Raw genomic sequence first — 22,820 nt, 5'->3', positions numbered from 1 at the left:
CCCACCGCCCACGCCGGCCCCGCGCCCGGAGAGGCGACCCCAGCCGCACCCGGCAACGGAGACCGCGCCCCCAGCCGAACCCGCACGGACCGAGCACCCCCGAACCCGCACGGACCGAGCACCCCCGAACCCCCCGTTATCCTGGAGCGTCGTCCGAACCCGTCGATCGCCGAGAGGAGCAGCCGTGCGGATTGATCTGCATACCCACTCCACGGCCTCCGACGGCACCGACACCCCCGCGGAGCTCGTGCGCAAGGCCGGGGACGCCGGGCTCGATGTGGTGGCGCTGACCGATCACGACACCACGCGGGGGCACGCCGAAGCGGTGAAGGCGCTGCCCGAGGGGCTCACGCTCGTGACCGGGGCCGAGCTCTCCTGCCGGCTGAACGGCACGGGCCTGCATCTGCTCGCGTATCTCTTCGACCCCGATGAGCCCGCTCTTCTCGCCGAACGCGAGCTCGTCCGCGATGACCGCGTCCCCCGCGCCCGCGCCATGGTCGGCAAGCTCCAGGAGCTCGGCGTGGACATCGAGTGGGAGCATGTCGCCCGGATCGCCGGGGACGGCTCGCTCGGGCGGCCGCACATCGCCGAGGCGCTCGTCGAGCTGGGCGTCGTGCCCACCGTCTCCGACGCCTTCACCGCCGACTGGCTCGCCAACGGCGGCCGCGCGTACGTCGACAAGCACGAGCTCGACCCGTTCGAGGCGATCCGCCTGGTGAAGGCGGCCGGCGGCGTCACGGTCTTCGCGCACCCGCTCGCCGTCAAGCGCGGCGAGGTCGTCCCCGTGGAAGCCATAGCGCGGCTCGCCGAAGCCGGTCTCGACGGGATCGAGGCCGACCACATGGACCACGAGCCGGCGACCCGCGCCCGGCTCAAGGGTCTCGCCGGTGAGCTCGGCCTGCTCGCGACCGGCTCCAGCGACTATCACGGCAGCCGCAAGACCTGCTTGCTCGGCGAGTACACCACCGACCCCGAGGTCTACGGGGAGATCATCCGCCGTGCGACGGGGGCGTTCCCCGTGCCCGGCACCGGGGGAGTCCCGGCGTAACCCGCGCGCCGCGTCCCTCTCGTACCCCTCGAAGCGCCGACGCCGCGTGCCCGCGTGCTCACCCGCTCACCCTCAACTCCCGCAAGGCTTCCCTGTGTTCGACGCTGCCGTATTCGGCTCCCTCTTCCTGACCCTCTTCGTGATCATGGACCCGCCCGGGGTCACTCCGATCTTCCTCGCCCTGACCGCGGGCCGCCCCGCGAAGGTCCAGCGCCGGATGGCCTTCCAGGCCGTGTGCGTGGCCTTCGGGGTGATCGCCGTGTTCGGCCTGGTCGGCCATCAGATCCTGGACTATCTGCATGTCTCGGTCCCGGCCCTGATGATCGCCGGCGGTCTGCTCCTGCTGCTCATCGCGCTCGATCTGCTGACGGGCAAGACCGACGAGCCCAAGCAGACCAAGGACGTCAACGTCGCCCTCGTCCCGCTGGGCATGCCGCTGCTCGCCGGGCCCGGCGCGATCGTCTCGGTGATCCTCGCCGTGCAGGACGCCGAGGGGTTCAAGGGCCAGTTCTCGGTGTGGGCCGCGATCGTCGCGATGCATGTCGTGCTCTGGGTCGTCATGCGCTACTCGCTCGTGATCATCCGCGTGATCAAGGACGGCGGCGTCGTCCTGGTCACCCGCCTGGCGGGCATGATGCTCTCCGCGATCGCCGTGCAGCAGATCATCAACGGCGTCACCCAGGTCATCCAGGGGTCGTAGGGCCAGGGCAACGGCCCCACCCACGGATACGGATCCGGGCTGATCCGGGCACGCGAAAGGCCCCCGCGCATCGGTGCGCGGGGGCCTCGTACGTCTACGTCTTTATCAACAACGCGAGCAGCTGCACGGCATTACGAAGCCGTGCCTGTGGCCGGGCGGATATAGATGCGCTGGCCGGTAGCGGCGGCCTGCTGCACGATCCGGTTGACGGAGGCGGCGTCTACGACGGTGCTGTCCACGGCGGTTCCGTTGACATCGTCCAGGCGCATGATCTCGAAGCGCAAGGGCTTCTCCCTTCGTCTGGTGATCCTCCTGAAGGAGAACTAAGTGAACTATGTGTGTGTTCGCGCTGCATGTCGCGAGGACTCCCAGCGCGTTACATATGGTCCAACGGCTTGCACCCTACAAACATTCCCTACGCTAAGGAAATTTTTTCCTCGTCTAATTACCTGCGAGTAGCGAGACCGCTTGTGTTCGCAGCGTGACCGGCCGGAGAATGGCTGCCCTATGAACCAAGAAGAGCTGGGTGTGCTGTCGACGCGTATCGATCACACCAATGAGCTGCTGCAACGCATGCTCGCCGAGGTCTCCAAAACTCCTTCTACCCACGCGATCTTCGTCGATGCGGGTTATCTCTACGCCGCGGCCGGCCGGCTCGTCGCCGGTACGGAGGACCGCCGCGCGTTCGACCTCGACGCGGAAGGTCTGATCGACGCGCTGATCGACAAGGCCCGCACGATCTTCGCGGACAGCCGGCTGCTGCGCGTCTACTGGTACGACGGTGCGCGTCGCCGTATCCACACCTCCGAGCAGCAGACGATCGCCGAGCTCCCCGACGTCAAGGTCCGCCTCGGCAACCTCAACGCGAACAACCAGCAGAAGGGCGTCGACTCGCTGATCCGCAGCGATCTGGAGTCCCTCGCCCGGCACCGCGCGATCAGTGACGCGGCGCTGCTCGGCGGCGACGAGGACCTGGTCTCGGCGGTCGAGGCCGCACAGGGGTACGGCGCCCGCGTCCACCTCTGGGGCATCGAGGCGCCCGACGGCCGCAACCAGGCCGAGCCCCTCCTGTGGGAGGTCGACAGCCAGCGCACGCTCGAGCTCGACTTCGTCAAGCCGTACGTCGCCCGCCGCACCGACACCGCCTACGATCCGGCCGCGCCCCGGCCCGGCCGCGAGGACGTCCGCTTCGTCGGTGCGCAGATCGCCGCGACCTGGCTGGGTGCGCGCGGCCGCCAGTCGATGGTCGAGCTGCTGCCCGGCCATCCGTATCTGCCGGGCCCGGTCGACCAGGACCTCCTGGTCGAGGCCGAGCGCCTGCTCCAGTACTCGCTGCGCGGTCAGGCGGATCTGCGCCGCGCGCTGCGGGACGGCTTCTGGGATCACCTCCAGGGGCAGGTCTGAGACCACGCGCAGAGGGCCTGTCCGACCTGGCGTTTTGTCCTCTTCAGGCGGGCTTCAGGTCTGTATGTGATCGTATGGGGGTCGGCGATTCGTCCCGTCGGCAGCACACAGCCATACGACGCGAGGGAGTCCCTGATGACCAGCAGCCGCCGCCCCCTGACCCGCACCCGCAGGCTGTGGGCGATGGGTGCCCTGTCCGGAGCGCTGGTGCTCTCCGTCGCCGCGTGCTCGTCGGACAGCGACTCGAGCGCGGACGAACCGCGCGAGCGCGTGAGCAGCGCCGCGTCCGCCGCTTCCTCCGCCGCGGCCAACGAGCCGGACACGGCCGGTGACGCCTCCGCGGCACAGGACGGCCCGAAGGTCGCGTACGACGACGCGATCGCGGCCGCGCAGAAGGAAGTCCCCGACGCCAAGGTCACCGAGGCCGAGTACGACGACGACGGCGACGGCGACTGGGAGGTCGACCTGATCACGGACGAGCCGCGCGTGCACAACGTGACGGTCGACGCGACCAGCGGCGAGGTCGTCCGCACCCACGAGGACCGGATCCCCGACGGCCAGCGCGACCGCCTGAAGTACCCGCTCGCCAAGCTGGACGCGGCGTCCGTCTCCCTGGACGATGCGGCGGACAAGGCGCTCGAGAACGCCGGCGGCGGCTATGTCTCCAAGATCTCGATCCAGGGCACCGAACAGCGCCCGAAGTGGGACGTCGAGGTCACCGACGGCCGCGTACAGCATGAGCTGGACATCGACGCGAAGACCGGCGAGGTCGTCTCCAAGGAGACGGACCAGGAGGACTGACCCGGGAAGACCGACCGCCCGCGCGATGGGCGGTACGGGGACAGACGGCGGTACGGGGACAGGGGGCGGGGCTTGAGTGACAGTGCGCCGACGGAGGACGGGCTGCCGGTGCTCTGCGCGGCCGTGGCCGCGTACGACCTGGACGTGGCGAGAGCGCTGATCGAGAGCGGCGCGGACCCGGACCTCGCGCTGCCGGACGGAACCACCCCTCTGATCAGGGCGGTTGAGGCCGGTTCGCCGGCGATGGTGGCGGCCGTCCTGGGCCGCGATCCCGGGCTGCGGCTGCCCGCGTCCGTACGGGAGTCGCTGCTCGGCCGGGCGAGGCAGTGGCACGAGCGTGGCGCCGAGGCCGAACTGCGCCGCAGAACGGGCGCGTCGGGCCCTGTGCGGGCCGAGGTCGTGGAGGACGAGTACGACAACGTGACGCAGCTGTCGCTCGCCGGGCACACGGTCCGCGCCGGCCATCTGGCGATCCTGACCGGTCTGGAGTGGACCTTCCGCATCCTGACGCCCGTGGACGAGCTGGTGGCCCGCGCCGTGTCGGCGGGCGATCCGGACGACGTGACGTGGACGGCCGCGCGCTGGGTGCTCGGTGAACGCCGCAGCAGGCAGACCTGGTCGGCGGTGACGGCCTATCGGCATGATCCGGATCCGCTGCATCGTCGTTTCGTCGTCGATGTCCTGCGCTGGTACGTGTTCTCGCAGGGGAGTCGGCGCAACTCCTACGACAAGGAAGCGGCCGAGCTGCTCACCGCCTGGGTCGCCGAGGGCGAAGACGACCCCGAGGTGCTCGCCGCCGTACTCGACGTGCTGAGCGATACGGAGCACGGGGAACTCGAAGCCGTCGGGCTCGGGCACGTGGACCATCCCGCCGCCGTCGTGCGCGCCCGCGTCCCCTCCCTGCTCCTCGACGGGGGAGCGGCGGCCGGTCCTGCCGCCCGGGTCGCCTTGCTGGCTCTCGCGCGGGACGAGGACTCCACCGTACGAGCGCAGGCCGGCTGGTGCCTGGCCGTTGCCCACGACGGCAGCGCCGAGGTGTCGGCCGCGCTCGTGGCCCTGCTCCGGGACCCCGACCCCCAAGTCCGCGCCTTCGTCGCCGAGTACGCTGCGCCCTGCCCCGACCGCACACCCGCCGTCACCGACGCCCTCGCGGACCTGGTGCACGAAGGTGAGCTCAACGCACGGCTCAACGCCGTCCACGGGCTGCTGCTCCGCGACGACCCGCGGACGGACGAGGCGATCGAGAGCCTGGGCACGCTGACCGTCCCGCGCGTCTCGGAGCACGACCACCGGGTCTCTGCCATCTGGACGTGGCGCTGGGAACGGAACCCCTCGAACCCCTGAACCGCCGGGCCGCTCAGCGTTCCCCGAGTCCGTCCCAGAACGCGAGGAGTGCGGCGGCGGTGTGCGCCGGCTGATCGGTGTTGGGGGAGTGCTCGGCCCCGGCGATGACGCTCCGCTCGGCGCCGAGCCGGCGCGCCATCTCGTCGAACAGCGGCACGGGCCAGGTGTCGTCCCGCTCCCCGGACACCACATGCTTCGGCAGCGGTACGGCGGCGAGTTCGTCCACGCGGTCGGGTTCGGTCAGCAACTGGCGTCCCGTGGCGGTGAGTTGAGCCGGGCTGTGGCGCAGCCAGCGGCCGCGCAGTTCGGCGTCCGTATCCGTCTCCTCGGGGGCGTCGAGGGCCTGGATCGCCTCCCACACCTGCGCCATGTCCATCACGGCCAGCGCGTCGAGCAGCAGCTTGGCGCGCTGTTGCTGCGAGGGGGAGATCTGCGCGGGCCCCGAGGACATCAGGGTGAGGGACGCGAAGGGCGAGGCGTCCAGGAGTACGGCCGCGCGGGAGATCTGGCCGCCGAGCGAATGGCCCACGAGGTGGACGGGGCCGGCGTCCAGCGCCTCGACCTGGGCGAGCACGTCACGCGCCAACTCGCCCTGTGCGTACGGCGCTTGGTCGTCCCCCGGGCCCTCGGACTCGTACTGCCCGCGGCCGTCGACGGCAATGCTGCGGTACCCGGCCGCCGCCAGCGGCTCGTGCAGCGCGATGAAGTCCTCTTTGCTGCCGGTGAACCCGGGGAGCAGGACGACGGTTCCTCTGGGTGTGCCGCTCGGCCGTGCGTCGATGACGGCGAAGTCGCCGCGCGCGGTACGGAGGACGGCGGCGTGGGCGCACGGGGGCGGCACGAAAGTGGGCGGCCTGCTCATGGGGCGAGGCTAACCGCTGCGGACGACCACCGGCCTTCAGGGGCGCGGCGAGGGGGAAACGCACCGTGGCCCGGCCCCCGTGAGGGGACCGGGCCACGACGTGCGTGACGTCAGCTCTCGGGCTGCTCGGCCGACGGCTTGCGCGTCCGCGTGCGGCGGCGGCGCGGCTTGGCCGCACCCTCCGCGGACTCGGACTCCGCGGCCACGGCGGCCGGCTTCTCCTCGGTGGCGACGGCGGCCGGAGCCGACTCCGCACCCGAGCGGGTCCGCGTGCGGCGGCGGCGCGGCTTGGCCGCACCCTCCGCCGACTCGGCGGCGGGAGCCTCGGCGGCCGGAGCCTCGGTGGCCGCCGGAGCGGCCGCCTCGTCCACCGTGGCACCGCCACGGGTACGGCGACGCTGACGCGGCGTGCGCGTGCGGGCCGGACGCTCCTCGGTCTCCGTCGCGGCCTTGGGGCCACGACGCGAGGAACCGCGGGAGTTACGGCCGCCCGGCTCGCCCAGGTCCTCGAGCTGCTCCGCGTCCAGACCCGCACGCGTGCGGTCGGCGCGCGGCAGCACACCCTTCGTGCCCTCGGGGATGTCGAGGTCGGTGAAGAGGTGCGGGGACGAGGAGTACGTCTCGACCGGGTCGTTGAAGTCCAGCTCGAGCGCCTTGTTGATCAGCTGCCAGCGCGGGATGTCGTCCCAGTCGACCAGCGTGATCGCGATGCCCTTGGCGCCCGCGCGGCCGGTGCGGCCGATGCGGTGGAGGTAGGTCTTCTCCTCCTCCGGCGACTGGTAGTTGATGACGTGCGTGACGCCCTCGACATCGATACCGCGCGCGGCGACATCGGTGCAGACGAGCACATCGACCTTGCCGTTGCGGAACGCGCGCAGCGCCTGCTCACGCGCGCCCTGGCCCAGGTCGCCGTGGACGGCGCCGGAGGCGAAGCCGCGCTTTTCGAGCTGGTCGGCGATGTCGGCCGCCGTGCGCTTCGTACGGCAGAAGACCATCGCGAGCCCACGGCCTTCGGCCTGCAGGATGCGGGAGATCATCTCCGGCTTGTCCATGGAGTGCGCGCGGTACACGAACTGCGCCGTGTTCCGTACGGTCTGGCCCTCGTCGTCCGGCGCGGTGGCGCGGATGTGCGTGGGCTGCGACATGTAGCGGCGCGCGAGGCCGATGACGGCACCCGGCATGGTCGCCGAGAACAGCATGGTCTGACGCTTGGCCGGAAGGAGGTTGATGATCTTCTCGACGTCGGGCAGGAAGCCCAGGTCGAGCATCTCGTCGGCCTCGTCGAGGACCAGGCACTTCACCTTGGACAGGTTCAGCTTCTTCTGTCCGGCGAGGTCGAGCAGCCGGCCCGGGGTGCCGACGACGATGTCGATGCCCTTCTTGAGGGCCTCGACCTGCGGCTCGTAGGCACGGCCGCCATATATGGCCAGGACGCGCACATTGCGCACCTTGCCGGCGGTGAGCAGGTCATTGGTGACCTGGGTGCACAGCTCTCGGGTGGGGACCACGATGAGCGCCTGCGGCGCCTCGGTGAGGTCCTCGGGCTTGGCCCGGCCCGCCTCGACGTCGGCGGGGACCGTGACGCGCTCGAGCAGCGGCAGGCCGAAGCCCAGCGTCTTGCCCGTGCCGGTCTTGGCCTGGCCGATGACATCGGAGCCGGAGAGCGCTACGGGGAGCGTCATCTCCTGGATCGGGAACGGAGTGGTGATGCCGACGGCCTCAAGGGCCTCGGCGGTCTCGGAAAGGATTCCGAGCTCTCGGAAAGTCGTAGGCGTGTTCAGGATGCTGCCTCTTCTGTGAGACGCGGCACAAGGCGAACGCTGGGGGTCTGACCGGGCGGGACCTGCAAAAAAAAGCAGTCCGCCGGTGGCCGAGCCGGTAGCTTCCGGCCGCTTGGCGCAGGCCGGGTGGCGCGGGACCACAGCCGTCGCTCGAGCGCTCGTGCCGCTGAGGGGCCCCTCTGGGACGTACATCCATGTACGTCATTTGAGGGCTGTCGGGTCGGAGCCGATCGGGCCACCGACCGGGCATCCTCATTCGGGATGGCCCGTCGAGGCGGCCGATCCACTCTCCGTACGTCTCGTACGCAGGGGAAAACCGGCCACGGCTCAGCGGGCGCATTACCACTGTACCCCGAGTACCTGCAGGCGTGTCTGTCAAATTCCTCACGTCACGCTGGTCACAGCCGATGACCAGGGCCTTACGAGGCCCTGCGGGCGGGCTATTGTGCGGTTCATGGAGACGCCTGACAACACCCCGGAAGCCCCGTCGCCGACCGGAATCGCAGCCCAGGACTGGGCCACGGCCAGTGCGGACCCGCAGTACCGCGCCGCGGTCGTCGACCTCCTGGGTGCGCTCGCGTACGGCGAGCTCGCCGCGTTCGAGCGCCTCGCGGAGGACGCGAAGCTGGCGCCGACGCTCGGTGACAAGGCGGAGCTGGCGAAGATGGCCTCGGCCGAGTTCCACCACTTCGAGCAGCTGCGGGACCGGCTCTCGGCGATCGGTGCGGAGCCGGTCGAGGCGATGGACCCGTTCGTGGCCGCGCTCGACGGCTTCCACAAGCAGACGGCGCCGTCGGACTGGCTCGAGGGCCTGGTCAAGGCGTACGTCGGCGACTCGATCGCATCGGACTTCTACCGGGAGGTCGCGGCCCGGCTCGACTCGGACACGCGCAGCCTGGTGCTCGCCGTCCTGGACGACACCGGCCACGCGTCCTTCGCCGTGGAGAAGGTGCGGGCCGCGATCGACGCCGACCATCGGGTGGGCGGACGGCTCGCGCTGTGGGCCCGCCGGCTGATGGGCGAGGCCCTGTCGCAGTCGCAGCGGGTCGTCGCCGACCGGGACGCGCTGTCCACGATGCTCGTGGGCGGGGTCGCGGACGGGTTCGACCTGGCCGAGGTGGGCCGGATGTTCTCGCGGATCACCGAGGCGCACACGAAGCGGATGGCGGCGCTCGGGCTTGCCGCGTAGGTCGGCTCCGGGGCTTGCCGCGTGCCGGCTCCGGGGTTTGCCGCGTAGGTTCCTGCCGGTTCGGCCCGGCCTCAGTGGGCGTGCACGGAACGCCCTGACCGGGCCGAGTTACCCCTTCCCGCAGGCCGCACCAGGAGCGACAGCAGCGCCACCGCGACGACCACCGCACCGCCCAGGACCGGGAGCGCATGGCCGGGGCCCAGCGCGGAGTGGGTGACGAAGGCGCCGAACAAGGCGCCCGCCGCACCGGTCGCGAGGACCAGATTGCGGGCCGGCAGCCGGTGCCCGAGCCGGTGCCCCGCGAGCAGGGCGAGGGCCAGGCCGAGGAGTACGGAGGCGAGCGCTTCCAGGAACATGGGTCCTCCCGCGGCCAGGGTGCAAATCGGTCACAGCCGGTCCTACCCGGGGCGCACGGAATGCAACCCTCCTTTCGCTTCAGGTGAATTGACGCCTGCGGCGACAAGAGGGCGACAAGCGGGCGACAAAAGGGCGGGCCCCGGAGAGTTCATCTCCGGGGCCCGCCCTGTTCATCTGAGGCGGCGCGGCTCAGAGGGCGCTGAAGCCCACCTTGCGCGAGGTCGGCTCACCGAGCTCGACATACGCGAGCCGCTCGGCCGGCACCAGGACCTTGCGGCCGTGGTCGTCCACGAGAGTGAGCAGCTGAGACTTTCCGCTCAGTGCCTCGGACACCGCCTTCTCGACCTCTGCGGCGGTCTGGCCGCTCTCCAGAACGATCTCGCGCGGCGCGTGCTGCACGCCGATCTTGACCTCCACGGCTATGTCCCTCCGACGGTCAGTGGTGCGCGGGCGTCCGCGCCGTACGCAGCACACATTAGCCCGGTGAGGGGACTCGGCAGCGCGCCGCCGTGCACGCTCGCAGCGAACAGCCGCGAGGAATACGGCGCCGGACGCGACCTAGTGCTGGTCCGTGCCGTGCAGCGGGAAGCCCGCCACACCGCGCCAGGCCAGCGACGTGAGGAGCTCGACGGCCTTGTCGCGGTCGACCTTGGACTCGCTGTGCAGCCAGTAGCGCGCCACGACCTGGGCGAAGCCGCCGAGGCCGACGGCGAGCAGCATCGACTCGTCCTTGGACAGGCCGGTGTCCTCCGCGATCACCACGGCGATCGCCTGGGCGCATTCGAGCGTGACCTTCTCGACGCGCTCGCGCACGGCCGGCTCGTTGGTGAGGTCCGACTCGAAGACCAGACGGAACGCGCCGCCCTGGTCCTGGACGTAGGTGAAGTACGCGTCCATCGTCGCGGCGACCCGCAGCTTGTTGTCCGTGGTGGACTCCAGAGCCGCCTGGACCGCCGTCAGAAGCGACTCGCAGTGCTGGTCGAGCAGGGCGAGATAGAGGTCGAGCTTGCCGGGGAAGTGCTGGTAGAGCACCGGCTTGCTGACGCCCGCGCGCTCGGCGATATCGTCCATCGCCGCCGCGTGGTAACCCTGCGCAACGAAGACTTCCTGGGCCGCGCCCAGAAGCTGATTGCGGCGGGCCCGGCGCGGCAGGCGGGTGCCCCGCGGACGGGCCGCGGCCTCGGTCTGCTCGGTGGCTGTCACGCCGCCTCCCCATACATGGCTGTTCCGTGTGCGGTTGTGCTGCCGCTTCGTCATCGTACTTTTCGGTAACCGTCGTGTGCGCGGCTCGGAGGCAGAATTTCATGGACCGGACGCTTGTCCGGCCCGGTGGAAAGCCCCGTAAAGCCTGGATACGAGGGCAAAGCGGCCGCCTGCGAACATCAGTCCGTCAGCGGTAGTCGTCCTCGTCCTGGCTCACCACCCTCGACTGTTCCACGGCGTCGGCCGGGTCGGCGCTGGACGGATCGAAGCGCGGTTCCGGCTCGTCGTCCTGCTGCAGCAGCTCGCGGTGCTGTTCGGCGGCGTCGGCCTCCGGCGCCTCCGGGCCGAGCGCGTCGTCTTCCTCGAAGGTGTCCGGTTCGGTGGGGTCGACCGTCATGACTGGCTCCCTCTCTCGTAAGAAGTCAGGGGCCAGGGCGTGTGCCCATGCTTCCTGGGCGTATGCCCTTCCTCCATGAGCGTAGGAGAGTCCGTTTCCGTGCGCTACGCGATCGTGTGACCGCGAACACGTGATCCAACGCGTGATCGTCTCGTAACATCGCCGTATGTCTTCGACCGAGCTTCCGGGTGCCGTCGCCGCCGCGGTGACCCCGAAAACGCTGCCGGTGCGGGTCGCCGAGGGCGAGAAGCTGCGCCAGGTGTCCCTGCCGGGGCTGACGCTCACGGTGCGTTCGAGACCCCCGGTGCGTGCCGGTCTGGCGCCCGCGCTGTTCGTGCACGGGCTCGGTGGTTCCTCGCAGAACTGGTCGGCGCTGATGCCGCTGCTCGAGGACGTCCTGGACTGCGAGGCGGTCGATCTGCCCGGCTTCGGCGACTCGCCGCCGCCGGACGACGGCAACTATTCGGTGACCGGGCACGCCCGCGCCGTCATCCGGCTGCTCGACGCGAGCGGCCGCGGTCCGGTGCACCTGTTCGGCAACTCGATGGGCGGTGCGGTCGCGACCCGCGTCGCGGCGGTACGTCCCGATCTCGTACGCACCCTGACGCTGGTCTCTCCCGCGCTGCCGGAGATCCGGGTGCAGCGCACCGCGGTGCCGACCGCGCTGGTGGCGCTGCCGGGCGTCGCGCAGCTTTTCGCGCGGCTGACCAAGGACTGGACGCCGGAGCAGCGCACGCGCGGCGTGATGTCGCTCTGTTACGGCGATCCGAAAATGGTCACGCCCGAGGGATTCGCGCACGCGGTGCAGGAGATGGAGCGGCGGCTTCAACTGCCGTACTTCTGGGACGCGATGGCCCGTTCGGCGCGTGGCATCGTCGACGCGTACACCCTCGGTGGCCAGCACGGACTGTGGCGGCAGGCCGAGCGGGTGCTCGCGCCGACGCTGCTCGTCTACGGCGGGCGCGATCAGCTGGTCTCCTACCGGATGGCACAGAGAGCGGCGCGTGCCTTCCGTGGCTCCCGTCTCCTTTCGTTGCCAGAGGCGGGGCATGTGGCGATGATGGAGTACCCGGACGTGGTGGCCACGGCGGTACGTGAACTGCTCGCCGCGCAAGGCGACTTGACGGTGGAGAGCTGAGGCGGGGAGTGGGCAGGCACGCACGCAAGGGCGGCAAGGGCGACAGCGACACGGGCGCCATACCCGTCGTCCCCGGCAGATCCGGGGCTTCCGCCGCGCCTGACGGTACGGGGCGCCGTCGGCGTTCCGGCCCGCCGCCGGGTCCGAACCAGGGGTGGACCGATCCGACCCCGCCGCGTGGTGTGCCGCAGGCGCGTCCGGCGATGACGCCTCCGCACGGAGTGCCCCAGGCCCGTCCCGCGATGACGCCTCCGCACGGAGTTCCGCGGGTACGCCCCGACGGGACCCCGGCCCACGGCACCCCGCGGGTGCCGCCGCCGGGCGCCGGCCGGCCGCATCCGCAGCAGCGGGAGGCCGGGGGCGGATGGGGCGCGATATCCGGGACCGGTGCGCAGCCGCGCGTCGGTCAGACGGGGCCGCAGCCCCGGATCGGTCAGACCGGGCCACAGCCTCGCGTAACCCAGACCGGGCCTCAGCCCCGCGTCACCCAGACCGGGCCGCAACCTCGCGTCACCCAGACCGGGCCGCAACCCCGTATCTCGTCCACGGGCCCGCAGCCCCGTATCCCCGGGCCGCGTGGTGAGTACGTCTCCGCGTTCGACGGGCTGGATCCTTCCCCAAGCTCTCGGCTGCGCTCGAGCAGGGGAGGCCCCATTGACGACGAGCCGGATCTCTTCGATCCCGCCGCGCGTCGCCCGCCCCACGACCCGTACGCCGCCGTGACCGACTTCCGGCACGAGCTGTCCGAGGACGAGGCGCCCGCCGCCGCTCCCGTACAGCCCGATCCGCCGCAGAAGAAGACCAAGGGGCTGACGTTCACCGGGATCGCGGCCGCCGCCGTGACCACCGTGCTCGCCGTGGTCGTCGCCGGTCAGGTGGCCGACGGGCGGGAGCAGGATCCGCAGACGCGGGCCGCCGACGCCCAGGGCGGCGAGCGGGGCGACGCCTCCGAGGCCTCGCGCTCCGACGCACGTCAGGCGCCCGCCGGGCAGCAGCCGCTCTCGTACGAGCAGAAGATGGCGAAGAAGGCCGCGCTGCCGCCGAAGCAGGCGAGCGGGGACTTCGAGGCGGTCGGCGGGCTCGACAAGGCGCCGGGCACCGGGCAGAAGTTCCGCTACCGCGTGGATGTCGAGAAGGGACTCGGCCTGGACGGCGCGCTGTTCGCCGAGGCCGTGCAGAAGACCCTGAACGACGAACGGAGTTGGGCGCACAAGGGTGCGCGGACCTTCGAGCGGATATCCAGCGGCAAGGCCGACTTCGTGATCACGCTGGCCAGCCGTGGCACCACCGCCACCTGGTGCGAGAAGTCCGGGCTCGACACGACACAGGACAACGTCTCGTGCGACTCGGCGGCCACGGACCGCGTGATGATCAACGCCGACCGGTGGGCGCAGGGCGCCGAGACCTATGGCGCCGCGATCTTCGCGTACCGGCAGATGCTGATCAATCACGAGGTCGGGCACCGGCTCGGGTTCAACCATGTGAGCTGCAGCGTGGACGGCGGTCTCGCCCCGGTGATGCAGCAGCAGACGAAGTTCCTGGACCACGACGGCATCAAGTGCAAGGCCAACCCCTGGGTGTATCCCAACAGTTGAGCAATATCATCCCGCATCGTGAGATCGTCGTCTCATTGCTTTGACTTCCCGGCGATGGTCATGGATATTTCTCGCCATGTCGACCCGTCACGCCTCTGCGAGCGCCGCCCTTGAGCTGGCGCTGTTCGGCGTGAGCGCGCTCTGCGCCGCCGACATCCACTGTCGCTGACGTACCCGCCCCTGGCGTGTGCGTCGGTCCGCGACGGTCTCTTTCCGGTCCGTGACGACCACCACTTCACCTCTCCTCAAGGGTTCTTGGCGCTGCTCTGCGCCGGGGCGGAATCCGATGCACCTGCTGTGCCTTCCTGCCCCGTTCCGTGATCCCGAGAGGTCTCCTTGCGATGAGTCGCATATCCGTCATATCCCGCCGTGTCGCCGGCGCGTCCGTCAGCCTCGTCCTGGCCGCGGGCCTCGCCGCCTGCGCGGGCCCCGAGGACTCCTCGGGCGGCGGCGGTTCGGGTGCGGACGGCAAGCCCGCGAAGGGCGGCACGCTCAGCGTCCTCAACTCCAACCCGCAGCAGGACTTCGACCCGGCCCGCCTCTACACATCGGGCGGCGGCAACGTCCCGAGCCTGGTCTTCCGTACGCTCACCACCCGCAACCGCGAGGACGGCGCGCCCGGCGCCGAGGTCGTGCCGGACCTCGCGACCGACCTGGGCAAGCCCAACAAGGACGCCACCGTCTGGACGTACACCCTCAAGGAGGGCCTGAAGTACGAGGACGGGGCGCCCATTACCTCGGCCGACATCAAGTACGGCATCGAGCGGTCCTTCGCGGCCGAACTGTCCGGCGGCGCGCCCTACTTGAGGGACTGGCTGATCGGCGGCGCCGACTACGAAGGCCCGTACAAGTCGAAGAAGGGACTCGACTCGATCGAGACCCCGGACGAGCGCACCATCGTCTTCAAGCTGAACAAGCCGGAGGGCGAGTTCCCGTATCTCGCGACGCAGACGCAGTTCGCGCCGGTCCCGAAGGCCAAGGACAAGGGCACCAAGTACGAGGAGCACCCGGTCTCCTCGGGCCCGTACAAGGTCGTCAAGAACGAGAACGACGGCGAGCACCTCGTCCTCGAGCGCAACGAGCACTGGGATCCGAAGACCGACGAGGAGCGCAAGGCCTACCCGGACAGGATCGACGTCCGCTCCGGTCTCGACTCCGCCGTCATCAACCAGCGGCTGCAGGCCAGCCAGGGCGCGGACGCCGCGGCCGTCACCACCGACACCAACCTCGGTCCTGCCGAGCTCGCCAAGGTCAGCGGCGACAAGAAGCTGGCCGAGCGGGTCGGCACCGGGCACTTCGGATACGTCAACTACCTGGCGTTCAACCCGAAGGTGAAGCCCTTCGACGACCCGAAGGTGCGCCAGGCGATCTCGTACGCCGTGAACCGCTCCTCGGTGATCAACGCGGCCGGCGGCTCCTCGCTCGCCGAGCCCGCGACCACCTTCCTGCCGCCGCAGAAGTCCTTCGGGTACACGAAGTACGACCACTTCCCGGCCGGTGAGACGGGCAACGCGGACAAGGCGAAGGAGCTGCTCAAGGAGGCCGGTCACGAGGACGGTCTGAAGATCAAGCTCACGCACTCCACCGACAAGGACTTCGAGACCAGCCCCGAGATCGCCACAGCGCTCCAGGAGGCGCTGCAGAAGGCCGGGTTCACGGTCGAGCTCGACGGCCTGGAGTCCAACGACTACAGCGAGAAGATCCACAACGTGAAGAGCGCGCCCGGGCTCTTCCTCGCGCACTGGGGTGCCGACTGGCCCTCCGGCGGCCCGTTCATCGCACCGATCTTCGACGGGCGGCAGATCGTCAAGGAAGGCTCGGGCAACTACAACGCGGCCGAGCTGAACGACCCCGCGGTCAACAAGGAGATCGACGAGATCAACAAGCTGACCGACCTGGACGCGGCGGCCGCACGCTGGGGCGCCCTGGACCAGAAGATCGGTGAGCAGGCCCTGACGGTGCCGCTGTTCCACCCCGTCTACAAGCGCCTGTACGGCAAGGACATCAAGAACGTCGTGATCAGCGACTGGACGGGTGTCCTGGACATCTCGCAGGTCTCGGTCAAGTGACCGCGGTTGCCGAGCACTTGTCATGACTGAGGCACTTCTGGTCAAGGAGGCGGGGGCGGTCCAGGCCGCCCCCGCCTCCGGGGCCCGTTCGTTCTGGCGGCGGCTGCGGACGCAGCGCGCCGCCCTCGCGGCGGCGGTGGTCGTCGCCCTGCTCGTCCTGGTGGCCCTTGCCGCACCGCTGCTCACCGCGCTCGCGGGCCAGGACCCGAACGCGTACCACCCGGAGGCCGTGGACTCCGCGGCCGGCGGCGTACCGCTCGGGTCCTTCGGCGGGATCGGCGCCGAGCACTGGCTCGGCGTCGAACCCGGCACCGGACGCGATCTGTTCGCACGGATCGTGTACGGGGCGCGGGTCTCGCTCGGCGTCGCCCTGTTCGCGACCGTCGTCCAGCTGGCGCTCGGTGTCACGCTCGGGCTCGCGGCCGCGCTCGGCAACCGCTGGGTGGACCAGGCGATCAGCCGGTTCACGGACGTGGTCGTCGCGCTGCCGCTGATGGTGATGGCGCTCGCGCTGCTCGCGATCGTCCCGCAGTCGGTGCCGCGCCCCGTCCTGATCGCCGTGGTCGTGGGCCTGGTCGGCTGGTCAGGCACCTCCAAGGTGGTACGCGCCCAGGCGCTCGCCCTGAAGTCGCTCGACCATGTCGCGGCGGCCCGGCTCAGCGGCTGGTCGACCTGGCGGATCGCCCGCCGTGAACTGCTGCCCTCGCTGGCCGCGCCCGTCATCACGTACGGGGCGCTGCTCGTGCCCGCCAACATCTCGGTGGAGGCGGCGCTTTCGTTCCTCGGGATCGGCATCAAGCCGCCCACGCCGTCCTGGGGCCAGATGATCACCGAGGCCGACACGTGGTACGCCACGGCGCCCACGTATCTGCTCATCCCGGCCTCCCTGCTCTTCGTCACCGTGCTCTCCCTGACCGTCCTCGGCGAAGGCGTGCGCGTGGCGCTGGATCCGCGGGCGGAGTCGCGGCTCAAGGTCGGCGCCGCCAAGGCCCGTATGCGCAAGAGGAGTTCGCGATGACCGGCTTCCTGCTGCGACGTGTGGGCGGGGCGCTGTTCGTGCTCTTCGCCCTGAGCGTTCTCGTCTACGCCGTCTTCTACGTGGCCCCCGGCGACGTCGCCCGGATCGCCTGCGGACCGCGCTGCTCCACGGCCCAGATCGACCAGGTGAGCGCGCAACTGCGCCTGGACGACCCGGTGTACGCGCAGTACTGGCACTTCCTCCAGGGCATCGTGGCCGGCCGCGACTACTCCACCGGCACCGAGATCGCCCACTGCGGGGCGCCCTGCCTCGGCTTCTCGTACCAGAGCGACCAGCAGGTCACCGAGTTGATCCTGGCCAAGCTGCCGGTCACGGCCTCGCTGGTGACCGGGGCCTTCGTCCTGTGGATCATCATCGGGGTCGGCACCGGTGTGCTGTCGGTGTGGCGGCGCGGGCGGCTTTCCGAGCGCGTCCTGACCTGGCTCACGCTGGCCGGCACGGCGACCCCGGTCTTCGTGATCGGGCTGCTCCTGATCATCGTCTTCTGCTCGACGCTCGCCTGGCTGCCCTTCCCGCAGTACGTCCCGCTCACCGAGGACCCCGAGCAGTGGATGTGGAATCTGCTGCTTCCCTGGTTCGCGCTCGCGCTGCTCGAATCGGCGAAGTACGCGCGGCTGACCAGGAGTTCGATGCTGGAGACCCTCGCCGAGGACCACGTCCGCACCTTCCGCGCCTTCGGCGTGAGCGAGCGGGCGATCCTCGGGCGGCATGCCCTGCGGGGCGCGGTGGCGCCCGTGATCGCGCTGAGCGCACTCGACTTCGGCACGATGTTCGGCGGCGCGGTGCTCACCGAGTCGCTGTTCGGCATCCCCGGGCTCGCCCGCGAACTCGTCGAGGCCGTACGGACCGTGGACCTGCCCGTGGTGGTCGGCCTGGTCCTCGTCATCGGCTTCTTCGTCGTCCTCGCCAACACCGTCGCCGACGTCCTGTACGCGGTGGCCGACCGACGGGTGGTGCTCGCATGAGCCTGATCGAAGTGACCGACCTGTCCGTGGACTTCGGCTCCGTACGGGCGGTCGACAAGGTCTCCTTCACCCTCGAGCCGGGCGCCGCGCTCGGCGTGGTGGGGGAGTCGGGATCCGGCAAGTCGACGGTCGCGTACGCGCTGCTCGGTCTGCACCGCGGGACGGGCGCGTCCGTGGCGGGCGCGGTCGAGGTCGCCGGCGTCGATGTGGCGGCGGCCTCGGACCCCGAGCTGCGGGCGTTGCGCGGCGGCAAGGCGGCCATGGTCTTCCAGGACCCGCTCTCCGCGCTCGACCCGTATTACGCGGTCGGCGACCAGATCGCCGAGGTGTACCGGGTGCATCGAAAGGTCTCGCGGCGGGCCGCCCGCGCGCGGGCCGTGGAGGTGCTCGACCGGGTGGGGATCGCCGATGCCGCGCGCAGGTCGCGGTCGCGGCCGCACGAGTTCAGCGGCGGGATGCGTCAGCGCGCGCTGATCGCGATGGCGCTCGCGTGCGAACCCCGGGTGCTGATCGCGGACGAGCCGACGACGGCGCTCGACGTGACCGTGCAGGCCCAGATCCTCGATCTGCTGCACGAGCTGCGGGCCGAGACCGGGTTGGGGCTGCTCCTTGTCACGCATGACGTGGGCGTCGCGGCGGAGAGCGTCGACGACATCCTGGTGATGCGGCACGGCAAGGTGGTCGAGCGGGGTCCGGTGGGGGAGGTGCTCGCGGCGCCCTCGCAGGCGTATACGCGGGAGTTGCTGGCGGCGGTGCCGCGGATCGAGGGGGCGGGGCGCGCGTCCGTGCCCGGGCCCCGCTTCGAGGCCGAGGCTGCTGCCCCGGCCGGCGCCGGTGAGCCCGTCCTCGAGGCCCGGGATCTGCGCAAGGTCTACGGCAAGCGGGCCAAGGCCTTCACGGCCGTCGACGGGGTCTCGGTCGCGGTGCACGCGGGCGAAACCCTGGGCATCGTCGGCGAATCGGGCTCAGGCAAGACCACCCTCGGCCGGATGCTCGTCGGGCTGCTGGCCCCGGACGGCGGCAGTGTCTCCCGTACGGCGGAGGTGCAGATGGTCTTCCAGGACCCGGGCTCCGCGCTCAACCCCCGCCGCTCGATCGGCGAATCCATCGCCGACCCGCTGCGGGCGCGCGGCGAGAAGGACGAAGGGCGCATACGGGCCCGGGTGGACGAACTCCTCGTCCGGGTGGGCCTGGAGGCGGCGCACTACGACCGGTATCCGCACGAGTTCAGCGGTGGCCAGCGCCAGCGGGTATGCATCGCGCGTGCCCTCGCGCCGTCCCCGCGGTTGATCGTCTGCGACGAGCCCGTGTCGTCCCTCGACGTGACCACGCAGGCCCAAGTCCTCGATCTCCTTGACGAGTTGCGGCGCGAGCTCGGGCTCGCGCTGGTCTTCATCGCCCATGATCTGGCGGTGGTACGGCAGGTCAGCGACCGGGTCGCCGTCATGCGGCGCGGGCGCGTGGTGGAGTCGGGGACGGTCGCGGAGGTGTACGGCGCTCCCCAGGACCCGTACACGAAGCAGCTGCTCGCCGCCGTACCCGCGCTCGATCCGTCGGCGGCCGCGCTGCGGCGGTCCGAGCGGCGGGAGTTGGCGGAGGTGGCCTGACCCGTACCGCGAGCCTCACCTTGCGTGACCGATTGCGCGCCTAGCGCGATCAAACGCTACCCGGCCAGGAAAGTTACGGCCGTTCACCCCTTCTGGTGGCGCGATGGACAACCGTCCATCGCGCCACCGGCATATCCGCATACGTTCGTTTCGCGGGGGGCGCCCGTGACCACGGAGCCCCAGTCAAAGAAGGATCGGGGGTGTACTCGTGCGCATCGGACTGCTCACGGAGGGTGGCTATCCGTATGTGACGGGTGAGGCCAGGCTCTGGTGCGACCGCCTGGTGCGGGGGCTCGACCGGCATGAGTTCGACATTTTCGCGCTCAGCCGCAGCGCGCACCAGGAGGAACAGGGGTGGATCCAACTGCCGCCCCAGGTGCATCGCGTGCGGACGGCTCCCCTGTGGACCGCCGAGGACGACGGAGTGGTGTACGGAAGGCGGGCGCGGCGCCGTTTCGCCGGGCACTGGGGGGAGTTGGCGGGGGCCATCTGTGCCGAGGGGGGCGCGGCGGAGGACCGTTTCGCCAACGCCCTGTACGGGCTTGCCGACCTGGAGCGCGAAGAGGGCGGACTCGCCCGTGCGCTGCGCTCCGAGGCGGCGGTCGACGCGCTGGAGAAGGCCTGCCGGGCGCCCGGTGCGCCGCGGGCCGCGCGCGAGGCGCGGGTCGCCGACCTGCTGACCGTCACCGGACTGATCGGGCGCACCCTGCGACCGCTCTCGCTCGACTGGTACGAGGAGGTCGAGGGCGGCCTCGGAGCGGTCGACCTGTGCCATGCCGCGTCGGGGGGCGCGGCCGCACTGCCGGGCCTGCTCGCCAAGCACTTCTACGGGGTGCCGCTGCTCGTCACCGAGTACGGAGTGCAGCTCAGGGCGCACTACTTGGGGGCCGCGGGAGCGCTGAGTGCGCCCGCGCGTGCGCTGCTCGCGGGCTTCCACGGCCGGCTCGCCACCGAGGTCTACCGGCAGGCCACGCTGATCACGCCCGGGAACACCCATGCGCGGCGCTGGCAGGAGAGATGCGGGGCCGACAAGGCCAAGCTGCGCACCGTATATCCGGGCATGGAGGCCTCGCGCTTCGCGGAGGTCGGCGAGTCCACCGAGCTCGCCGATCCGGACACCCTGGTGTGGGTCGGCCGGATCGAGCCGTCCAAGGATCTGATCGCGCTGCTGCACGCCTTCGCGGAGATCCGCAAGGAGGAGCCCAAGGCGCGGCTCAGGATCGTGGGCGCGCCCGCGGACGGGCCCGAGGCGGCCACATATCTCGCGCACTGCACGGCCCTTGCGGCGCAGCTCTTCCCCGATGAGGCGGAGGGGGTGCACGCGGTGGGGGACAACCCGGTCTCGTTCGAGGAGATCGGCGGTCCCGAGGTTCCCGAGCTGGCCGACGCCTATGCGGCCGGCAGCGTCGTGGTGCTCTCCAGCGTGGTCGAGGGCTTTCCGATCAGCCTGGTCGAGGCGATGTTCTGCGGCCGGGCCACCGTGTCCACGGATGTCGGCGCGGTGGTCGAGGTCATCGGCGGTACGGGGCTCGTGGTGCCGCCGCGCAATCCGCGCGCGCTCGCCGATGCCTGTCTCGCGCTGCTTCGGGACACCGAGCGGCGGGACCGTCTTGGGGCGGCGGCGCGTGCGCGGGCGCTCGAACTCTTCACGGTGGACCAGAACATCGCGGCATTTCGCGGCATTTACCTCGAGATCGTCTCGCACCATCCCGTACGGCGGGACGCGCTCGACGAGGCCGGGGAGCCGCAGCCGTTCGCCAACCCGGCGGAGGTGTACGTGCCGGGGCGCTGGACGGGGTCCGGGCTGCGGGAGGAACCGGGTGCGTCCGGGCCGAGTTGGGCCCTGGGCGCGGAGGGTCCGTCCGAGGGCGGGACGAATGCGGGCCGGGCGGATGCGGGCCGGACGGATGCGGGCCGCGCGGATGCGGGTCGGACAGATGCGGCGGGCGATGAGCCTGTCGGGGTCGGTGCCGCGGGGGAGGGGGAGCGGTGAGCGAATTCCGTACGGCGTCGAGTGCCGGCCCCGACGAGGCTGTGCCGGACGCTCCCATCACCCCGGCCAGCCCCGGGAGTTGGGACACGCGCTCCGAGGAGGTGTTGTCCGACTCGGCGCTCACGGTGGGCGCCGCAGGTTCGGACGCGCGTGCCGGGTCACGGGTGGCCGATGTGCCCGCCGTCAAGGGCAAGACGCGCAAGCCCGGGGGCCGCAGGGGCGCGGTCGATCCGGTGAAGGCGCTGATGCACCGTCACCGTGAGCTGTGCGAACGGGCGGTGGATCCGCTGGAGATCGCCGCCGGTCTGGAGGCGCATGGCGTCACCGACCGGACCGCGGCCCGCTTCCGGCATCGCGATGTGTTCTCGCTGGCCGAGGAGATGTACGCGCGGGCGGAGCGGGACGACGAGTCGGCGTCGGGTGCGTCCGGAGCGACCGGCGGGTCTTCCGCGGCTGCCTTGTCGCAGTCGGAGGCTCGGGCCGCCGGGCCTCAAGTCCCGGTCGGCTGGGCTGCTTTCGCGATGCTGCCGGGGGCGGTCTGCGCCATGGCGGTGGCCGCGCTCGACCTGACGTCGGGGTCGGCGAAGCTCTTCGCGGGTGTGCTGGGCGCGCTCGCCGTGGGGGTCGCGCTCAGGGTCGCGCTGCGGCAAGGGCCGCTGCGGGTGCTCGGGCGGCAGGTGCCGGCCACGCGGGCGTGGACCGGGTTCCTGCTCGCGTATGCGCTGGTCGGCGAGGGACTGCTCGACGGCGTCCTGTCCGGTGGGCCCGACGGGCCCTGGCCGTTGCGCACGGCGCCCCTGCTCGGGCTCGCGCTCGCCGTGGCGCCCGCGGCCTGGTGTGCGCGGGTCTTCGCGGTGCAGAGCGCGCGGACGCTGGCCGTCAGCCGGGGGCTCGACGATTTCGCCGCCGCCGTACGGCCGTTGCTCTGCGGAGTGTTCGCGGTCTTCCTCGCCGTGCTGACCGGGCTGCTGCTCGCGTCCGGAGCGGTGCTCGGGGAGGGGACGCGGGGCGTGGGTCCCGCGGTGGCCCTCGGGGCGCTGCTGCTGCTCGCGCGGTTGCTCGAGGTGCACGGATTCCCGGACGCGGGTGCGCTGATGCTGGGGGTGGCCTGCGCGGCGCAGACGCTTGCGCTCGCCACGGCGCTCGGCGGTCGGCTCCCGGGCTTCGGCTTCCTGTCCGCGCCGGTCGAGGGCGTGGCCTCCGCGTGGGGGCCGGGGGCGGTGGCCGTTCTGATCTGCGGGGGTGCGGCGGCGGTGCTGCTCGCTCACGCGATGCGGCGGCTTACTCGGGCTTCGGCGCATGCGGAGGTTGTGCGGTGAGGGGGTGGC

General features: G+C 71.1%; 22 protein-coding genes. 15 read left to right on the top strand and 7 right to left on the bottom strand.

The annotated features are described in order from the left end of the window. The first annotated feature begins 184 nt into the window (after positions 1–184). On the top strand, positions 185–1,048 hold the full coding sequence (locus G6045_RS25945) for a PHP domain-containing protein (protein WP_165334514.1): 864 nt from the start codon (positions 185–187) through the stop codon (positions 1,046–1,048). Positions 1,049–1,142: 94 nt separating this feature from the next. Next, the gene (locus G6045_RS25940) at positions 1,143–1,748 is read left to right on the top strand and encodes a MarC family protein (RefSeq protein ID WP_165334513.1); all 606 of its coding nucleotides are present in this window, start codon (positions 1,143–1,145) and stop codon (positions 1,746–1,748) included. 131 nt (positions 1,749–1,879) lie between these two features. On the opposite strand, the gene G6045_RS25935 is transcribed toward G6045_RS25940, so the two are convergent. Then, positions 1,880–2,032 carry a hypothetical protein gene (locus tag G6045_RS25935; RefSeq protein ID WP_165334512.1) on the bottom strand — a complete coding sequence of 51 codons (153 nt, stop codon included), beginning with the start codon at positions 2,030–2,032 and terminating at the stop codon, positions 1,880–1,882. A gap of 223 nt (positions 2,033–2,255) precedes the next feature. Here G6045_RS25935 and G6045_RS25930 point away from each other — a divergent pair, with 223 nt between their 5' ends. The 3 genes from G6045_RS25930 to G6045_RS25920 all read left to right on the top strand — a co-directional run bounded on the left by G6045_RS25930 (position 2,256) and on the right by G6045_RS25920 (position 5,297). Then, a complete protein-coding gene (locus G6045_RS25930; protein ID WP_165334511.1) occupies positions 2,256–3,152 on the top strand; it encodes an NYN domain-containing protein in 897 nt (298 codons plus the stop codon). A gap of 135 nt (positions 3,153–3,287) precedes the next feature. Then, positions 3,288–3,953 (top strand): PepSY domain-containing protein, encoded by a 666-nt coding sequence (locus G6045_RS25925; RefSeq protein WP_165334510.1) that lies wholly within the window; start codon positions 3,288–3,290, stop codon positions 3,951–3,953. Between the two features lie 72 nt (positions 3,954–4,025). Then, positions 4,026–5,297: a HEAT repeat domain-containing protein gene (locus G6045_RS25920; RefSeq protein ID WP_165334509.1), complete on the top strand. Its 1,272-nt coding sequence runs from the start codon at positions 4,026–4,028 to the stop codon at positions 5,295–5,297. A 13-nt stretch (positions 5,298–5,310) separates the two neighbouring features. Here the strand turns inward: G6045_RS25920 and G6045_RS25915 are convergent, their stop codons facing one another. Beyond that, positions 5,311–6,159, bottom strand: coding sequence for an alpha/beta fold hydrolase (locus G6045_RS25915; protein WP_165334508.1), 849 nt, complete (start codon positions 6,157–6,159; stop codon positions 5,311–5,313). A gap of 110 nt (positions 6,160–6,269) precedes the next feature. After that, entirely contained in the window at positions 6,270–7,841 is a 1,572-nt protein-coding gene (locus G6045_RS25910; RefSeq protein ID WP_235968305.1) for a DEAD/DEAH box helicase, read from the bottom strand. Positions 7,842–8,394: 553 nt separating this feature from the next. On the opposite strand from G6045_RS25910, the gene G6045_RS25905 reads away from it, so the two are divergent. After that, positions 8,395–9,129 carry a ferritin-like fold-containing protein gene (locus G6045_RS25905; RefSeq protein WP_165334507.1) on the top strand — a complete coding sequence of 245 codons (735 nt, stop codon included), beginning with the start codon at positions 8,395–8,397 and terminating at the stop codon, positions 9,127–9,129. 71 nt (positions 9,130–9,200) lie between these two features. On the opposite strand, the gene G6045_RS25900 is transcribed toward G6045_RS25905, so the two are convergent. The 4 genes from G6045_RS25900 to G6045_RS25885 form a co-directional block, all read right to left on the bottom strand. Continuing rightward, a complete protein-coding gene (locus G6045_RS25900; protein ID WP_165334506.1) occupies positions 9,201–9,485 on the bottom strand; it encodes a hypothetical protein in 285 nt (94 codons plus the stop codon). A 190-nt stretch (positions 9,486–9,675) separates the two neighbouring features. Further along, positions 9,676–9,903, bottom strand: coding sequence for a DUF3107 domain-containing protein (locus tag G6045_RS40945; RefSeq protein WP_328707897.1), 228 nt, complete (start codon positions 9,901–9,903; stop codon positions 9,676–9,678). Positions 9,904–10,044: 141 nt separating this feature from the next. Next, positions 10,045–10,689, bottom strand: a complete 645-nt coding sequence (locus tag G6045_RS25890; protein WP_165334504.1) for a TetR/AcrR family transcriptional regulator — start codon at positions 10,687–10,689, stop codon at positions 10,045–10,047. 187 nt (positions 10,690–10,876) lie between these two features. Further along, positions 10,877–11,086, bottom strand: a complete 210-nt coding sequence (locus G6045_RS25885; RefSeq protein ID WP_165334503.1) for a hypothetical protein — start codon at positions 11,084–11,086, stop codon at positions 10,877–10,879. Between the two features lie 166 nt (positions 11,087–11,252). Between G6045_RS25885 and G6045_RS25880 the strand changes: the two genes are divergently transcribed. The 9 genes from G6045_RS25880 (at position 11,253) to G6045_RS25845 (ending at position 22,811) form a co-directional block, all read left to right on the top strand. Then, positions 11,253–12,224, top strand: coding sequence for an alpha/beta fold hydrolase (locus tag G6045_RS25880; protein WP_165334502.1), 972 nt, complete (start codon positions 11,253–11,255; stop codon positions 12,222–12,224). An 8-nt stretch (positions 12,225–12,232) separates the two neighbouring features. After that, positions 12,233–13,819, top strand: a complete 1,587-nt coding sequence (locus tag G6045_RS42485) for a DUF3152 domain-containing protein (protein ID WP_456243479.1) — start codon at positions 12,233–12,235, stop codon at positions 13,817–13,819. Between the two features lie 76 nt (positions 13,820–13,895). Next, on the top strand, positions 13,896–13,988 hold the full coding sequence (locus tag G6045_RS42205) for an Ms4533A family Cys-rich leader peptide (protein WP_328707895.1): 93 nt from the start codon (positions 13,896–13,898) through the stop codon (positions 13,986–13,988). 172 nt (positions 13,989–14,160) lie between these two features. Beyond that, positions 14,161–15,888: an ABC transporter substrate-binding protein gene (locus G6045_RS25870; protein ID WP_165334500.1), complete on the top strand. Its 1,728-nt coding sequence runs from the start codon at positions 14,161–14,163 to the stop codon at positions 15,886–15,888. A gap of 22 nt (positions 15,889–15,910) precedes the next feature. Then, positions 15,911–16,906, top strand: a complete 996-nt coding sequence (locus G6045_RS25865; RefSeq protein ID WP_165334499.1) for an ABC transporter permease — start codon at positions 15,911–15,913, stop codon at positions 16,904–16,906. After that, on the top strand, positions 16,903–17,892 hold the full coding sequence (locus G6045_RS25860) for an ABC transporter permease (RefSeq protein ID WP_165334498.1): 990 nt from the start codon (positions 16,903–16,905) through the stop codon (positions 17,890–17,892). The genes G6045_RS25865 and G6045_RS25860 overlap by 4 nt, the downstream gene beginning before the upstream one ends. Continuing rightward, positions 17,889–19,499 (top strand): dipeptide ABC transporter ATP-binding protein, encoded by a 1,611-nt coding sequence (locus G6045_RS25855; protein WP_165334497.1) that lies wholly within the window; start codon positions 17,889–17,891, stop codon positions 19,497–19,499. The genes G6045_RS25860 and G6045_RS25855 overlap by 4 nt, the downstream gene beginning before the upstream one ends. 208 nt (positions 19,500–19,707) lie before the next feature. Then, on the top strand, positions 19,708–21,492 hold the full coding sequence (locus tag G6045_RS25850; RefSeq protein WP_328707894.1) for a DUF3492 domain-containing protein: 1,785 nt from the start codon (positions 19,708–19,710) through the stop codon (positions 21,490–21,492). Beyond that, positions 21,489–22,811: a hypothetical protein gene (locus G6045_RS25845; RefSeq protein WP_328707893.1), complete on the top strand. Its 1,323-nt coding sequence runs from the start codon at positions 21,489–21,491 to the stop codon at positions 22,809–22,811. The genes G6045_RS25850 and G6045_RS25845 overlap by 4 nt, the downstream gene beginning before the upstream one ends. Positions 22,812–22,820: the final 9 nt, after the last annotated feature.

Origin of the sequence: Streptomyces mesophilus (assembly GCF_011044995.1) — a bacterium.
Lineage (GTDB): Bacteria > Actinomycetota > Actinomycetes > Streptomycetales > Streptomycetaceae > Streptomyces > Streptomyces mesophilus.
Note: the sequence above shows the minus strand (reverse complement) of the source record. Positions and strands in the feature narration are given on the sequence as shown.

Bases quoted from the DNA above. Each gene is read 5' to 3' on its own strand.
- G6045_RS42205 (WP_328707895.1), top strand. From the start codon at position 13,896: ATGTCGACCCGTCACGCCTCTGCGAGCGCCGCCCTTGAGCTGGCGCTG.
- G6045_RS25860 (WP_165334498.1), top strand. From the start codon at position 16,903: ATGACCGGCTTCCTGCTGCGACGTGTGGGCGGGGCGCTGTTCGTGCTC.
- G6045_RS25870 (WP_165334500.1), top strand. From the start codon at position 14,161: ATGAGTCGCATATCCGTCATATCCCGCCGTGTCGCCGGCGCGTCCGTC.
- G6045_RS25930 (WP_165334511.1), top strand. From the start codon at position 2,256: ATGAACCAAGAAGAGCTGGGTGTGCTGTCGACGCGTATCGATCACACC.
- G6045_RS25915 (WP_165334508.1), bottom strand. From the start codon at position 6,159: ATGAGCAGGCCGCCCACTTTCGTGCCGCCCCCGTGCGCCCACGCCGCC.
- G6045_RS25900 (WP_165334506.1), bottom strand. From the start codon at position 9,485: ATGTTCCTGGAAGCGCTCGCCTCCGTACTCCTCGGCCTGGCCCTCGCC.
- G6045_RS25925 (WP_165334510.1), top strand. From the start codon at position 3,288: ATGACCAGCAGCCGCCGCCCCCTGACCCGCACCCGCAGGCTGTGGGCG.
- G6045_RS25910 (WP_235968305.1), bottom strand. From the start codon at position 7,841: ATGACGCTCCCCGTAGCGCTCTCCGGCTCCGATGTCATCGGCCAGGCC.
- G6045_RS25855 (WP_165334497.1), top strand. From the start codon at position 17,889: ATGAGCCTGATCGAAGTGACCGACCTGTCCGTGGACTTCGGCTCCGTA.
- G6045_RS25905 (WP_165334507.1), top strand. From the start codon at position 8,395: ATGGAGACGCCTGACAACACCCCGGAAGCCCCGTCGCCGACCGGAATC.
- G6045_RS25865 (WP_165334499.1), top strand. From the start codon at position 15,911: ATGACTGAGGCACTTCTGGTCAAGGAGGCGGGGGCGGTCCAGGCCGCC.
- G6045_RS25880 (WP_165334502.1), top strand. From the start codon at position 11,253: ATGTCTTCGACCGAGCTTCCGGGTGCCGTCGCCGCCGCGGTGACCCCG.
- G6045_RS25885 (WP_165334503.1), bottom strand. From the start codon at position 11,086: ATGACGGTCGACCCCACCGAACCGGACACCTTCGAGGAAGACGACGCG.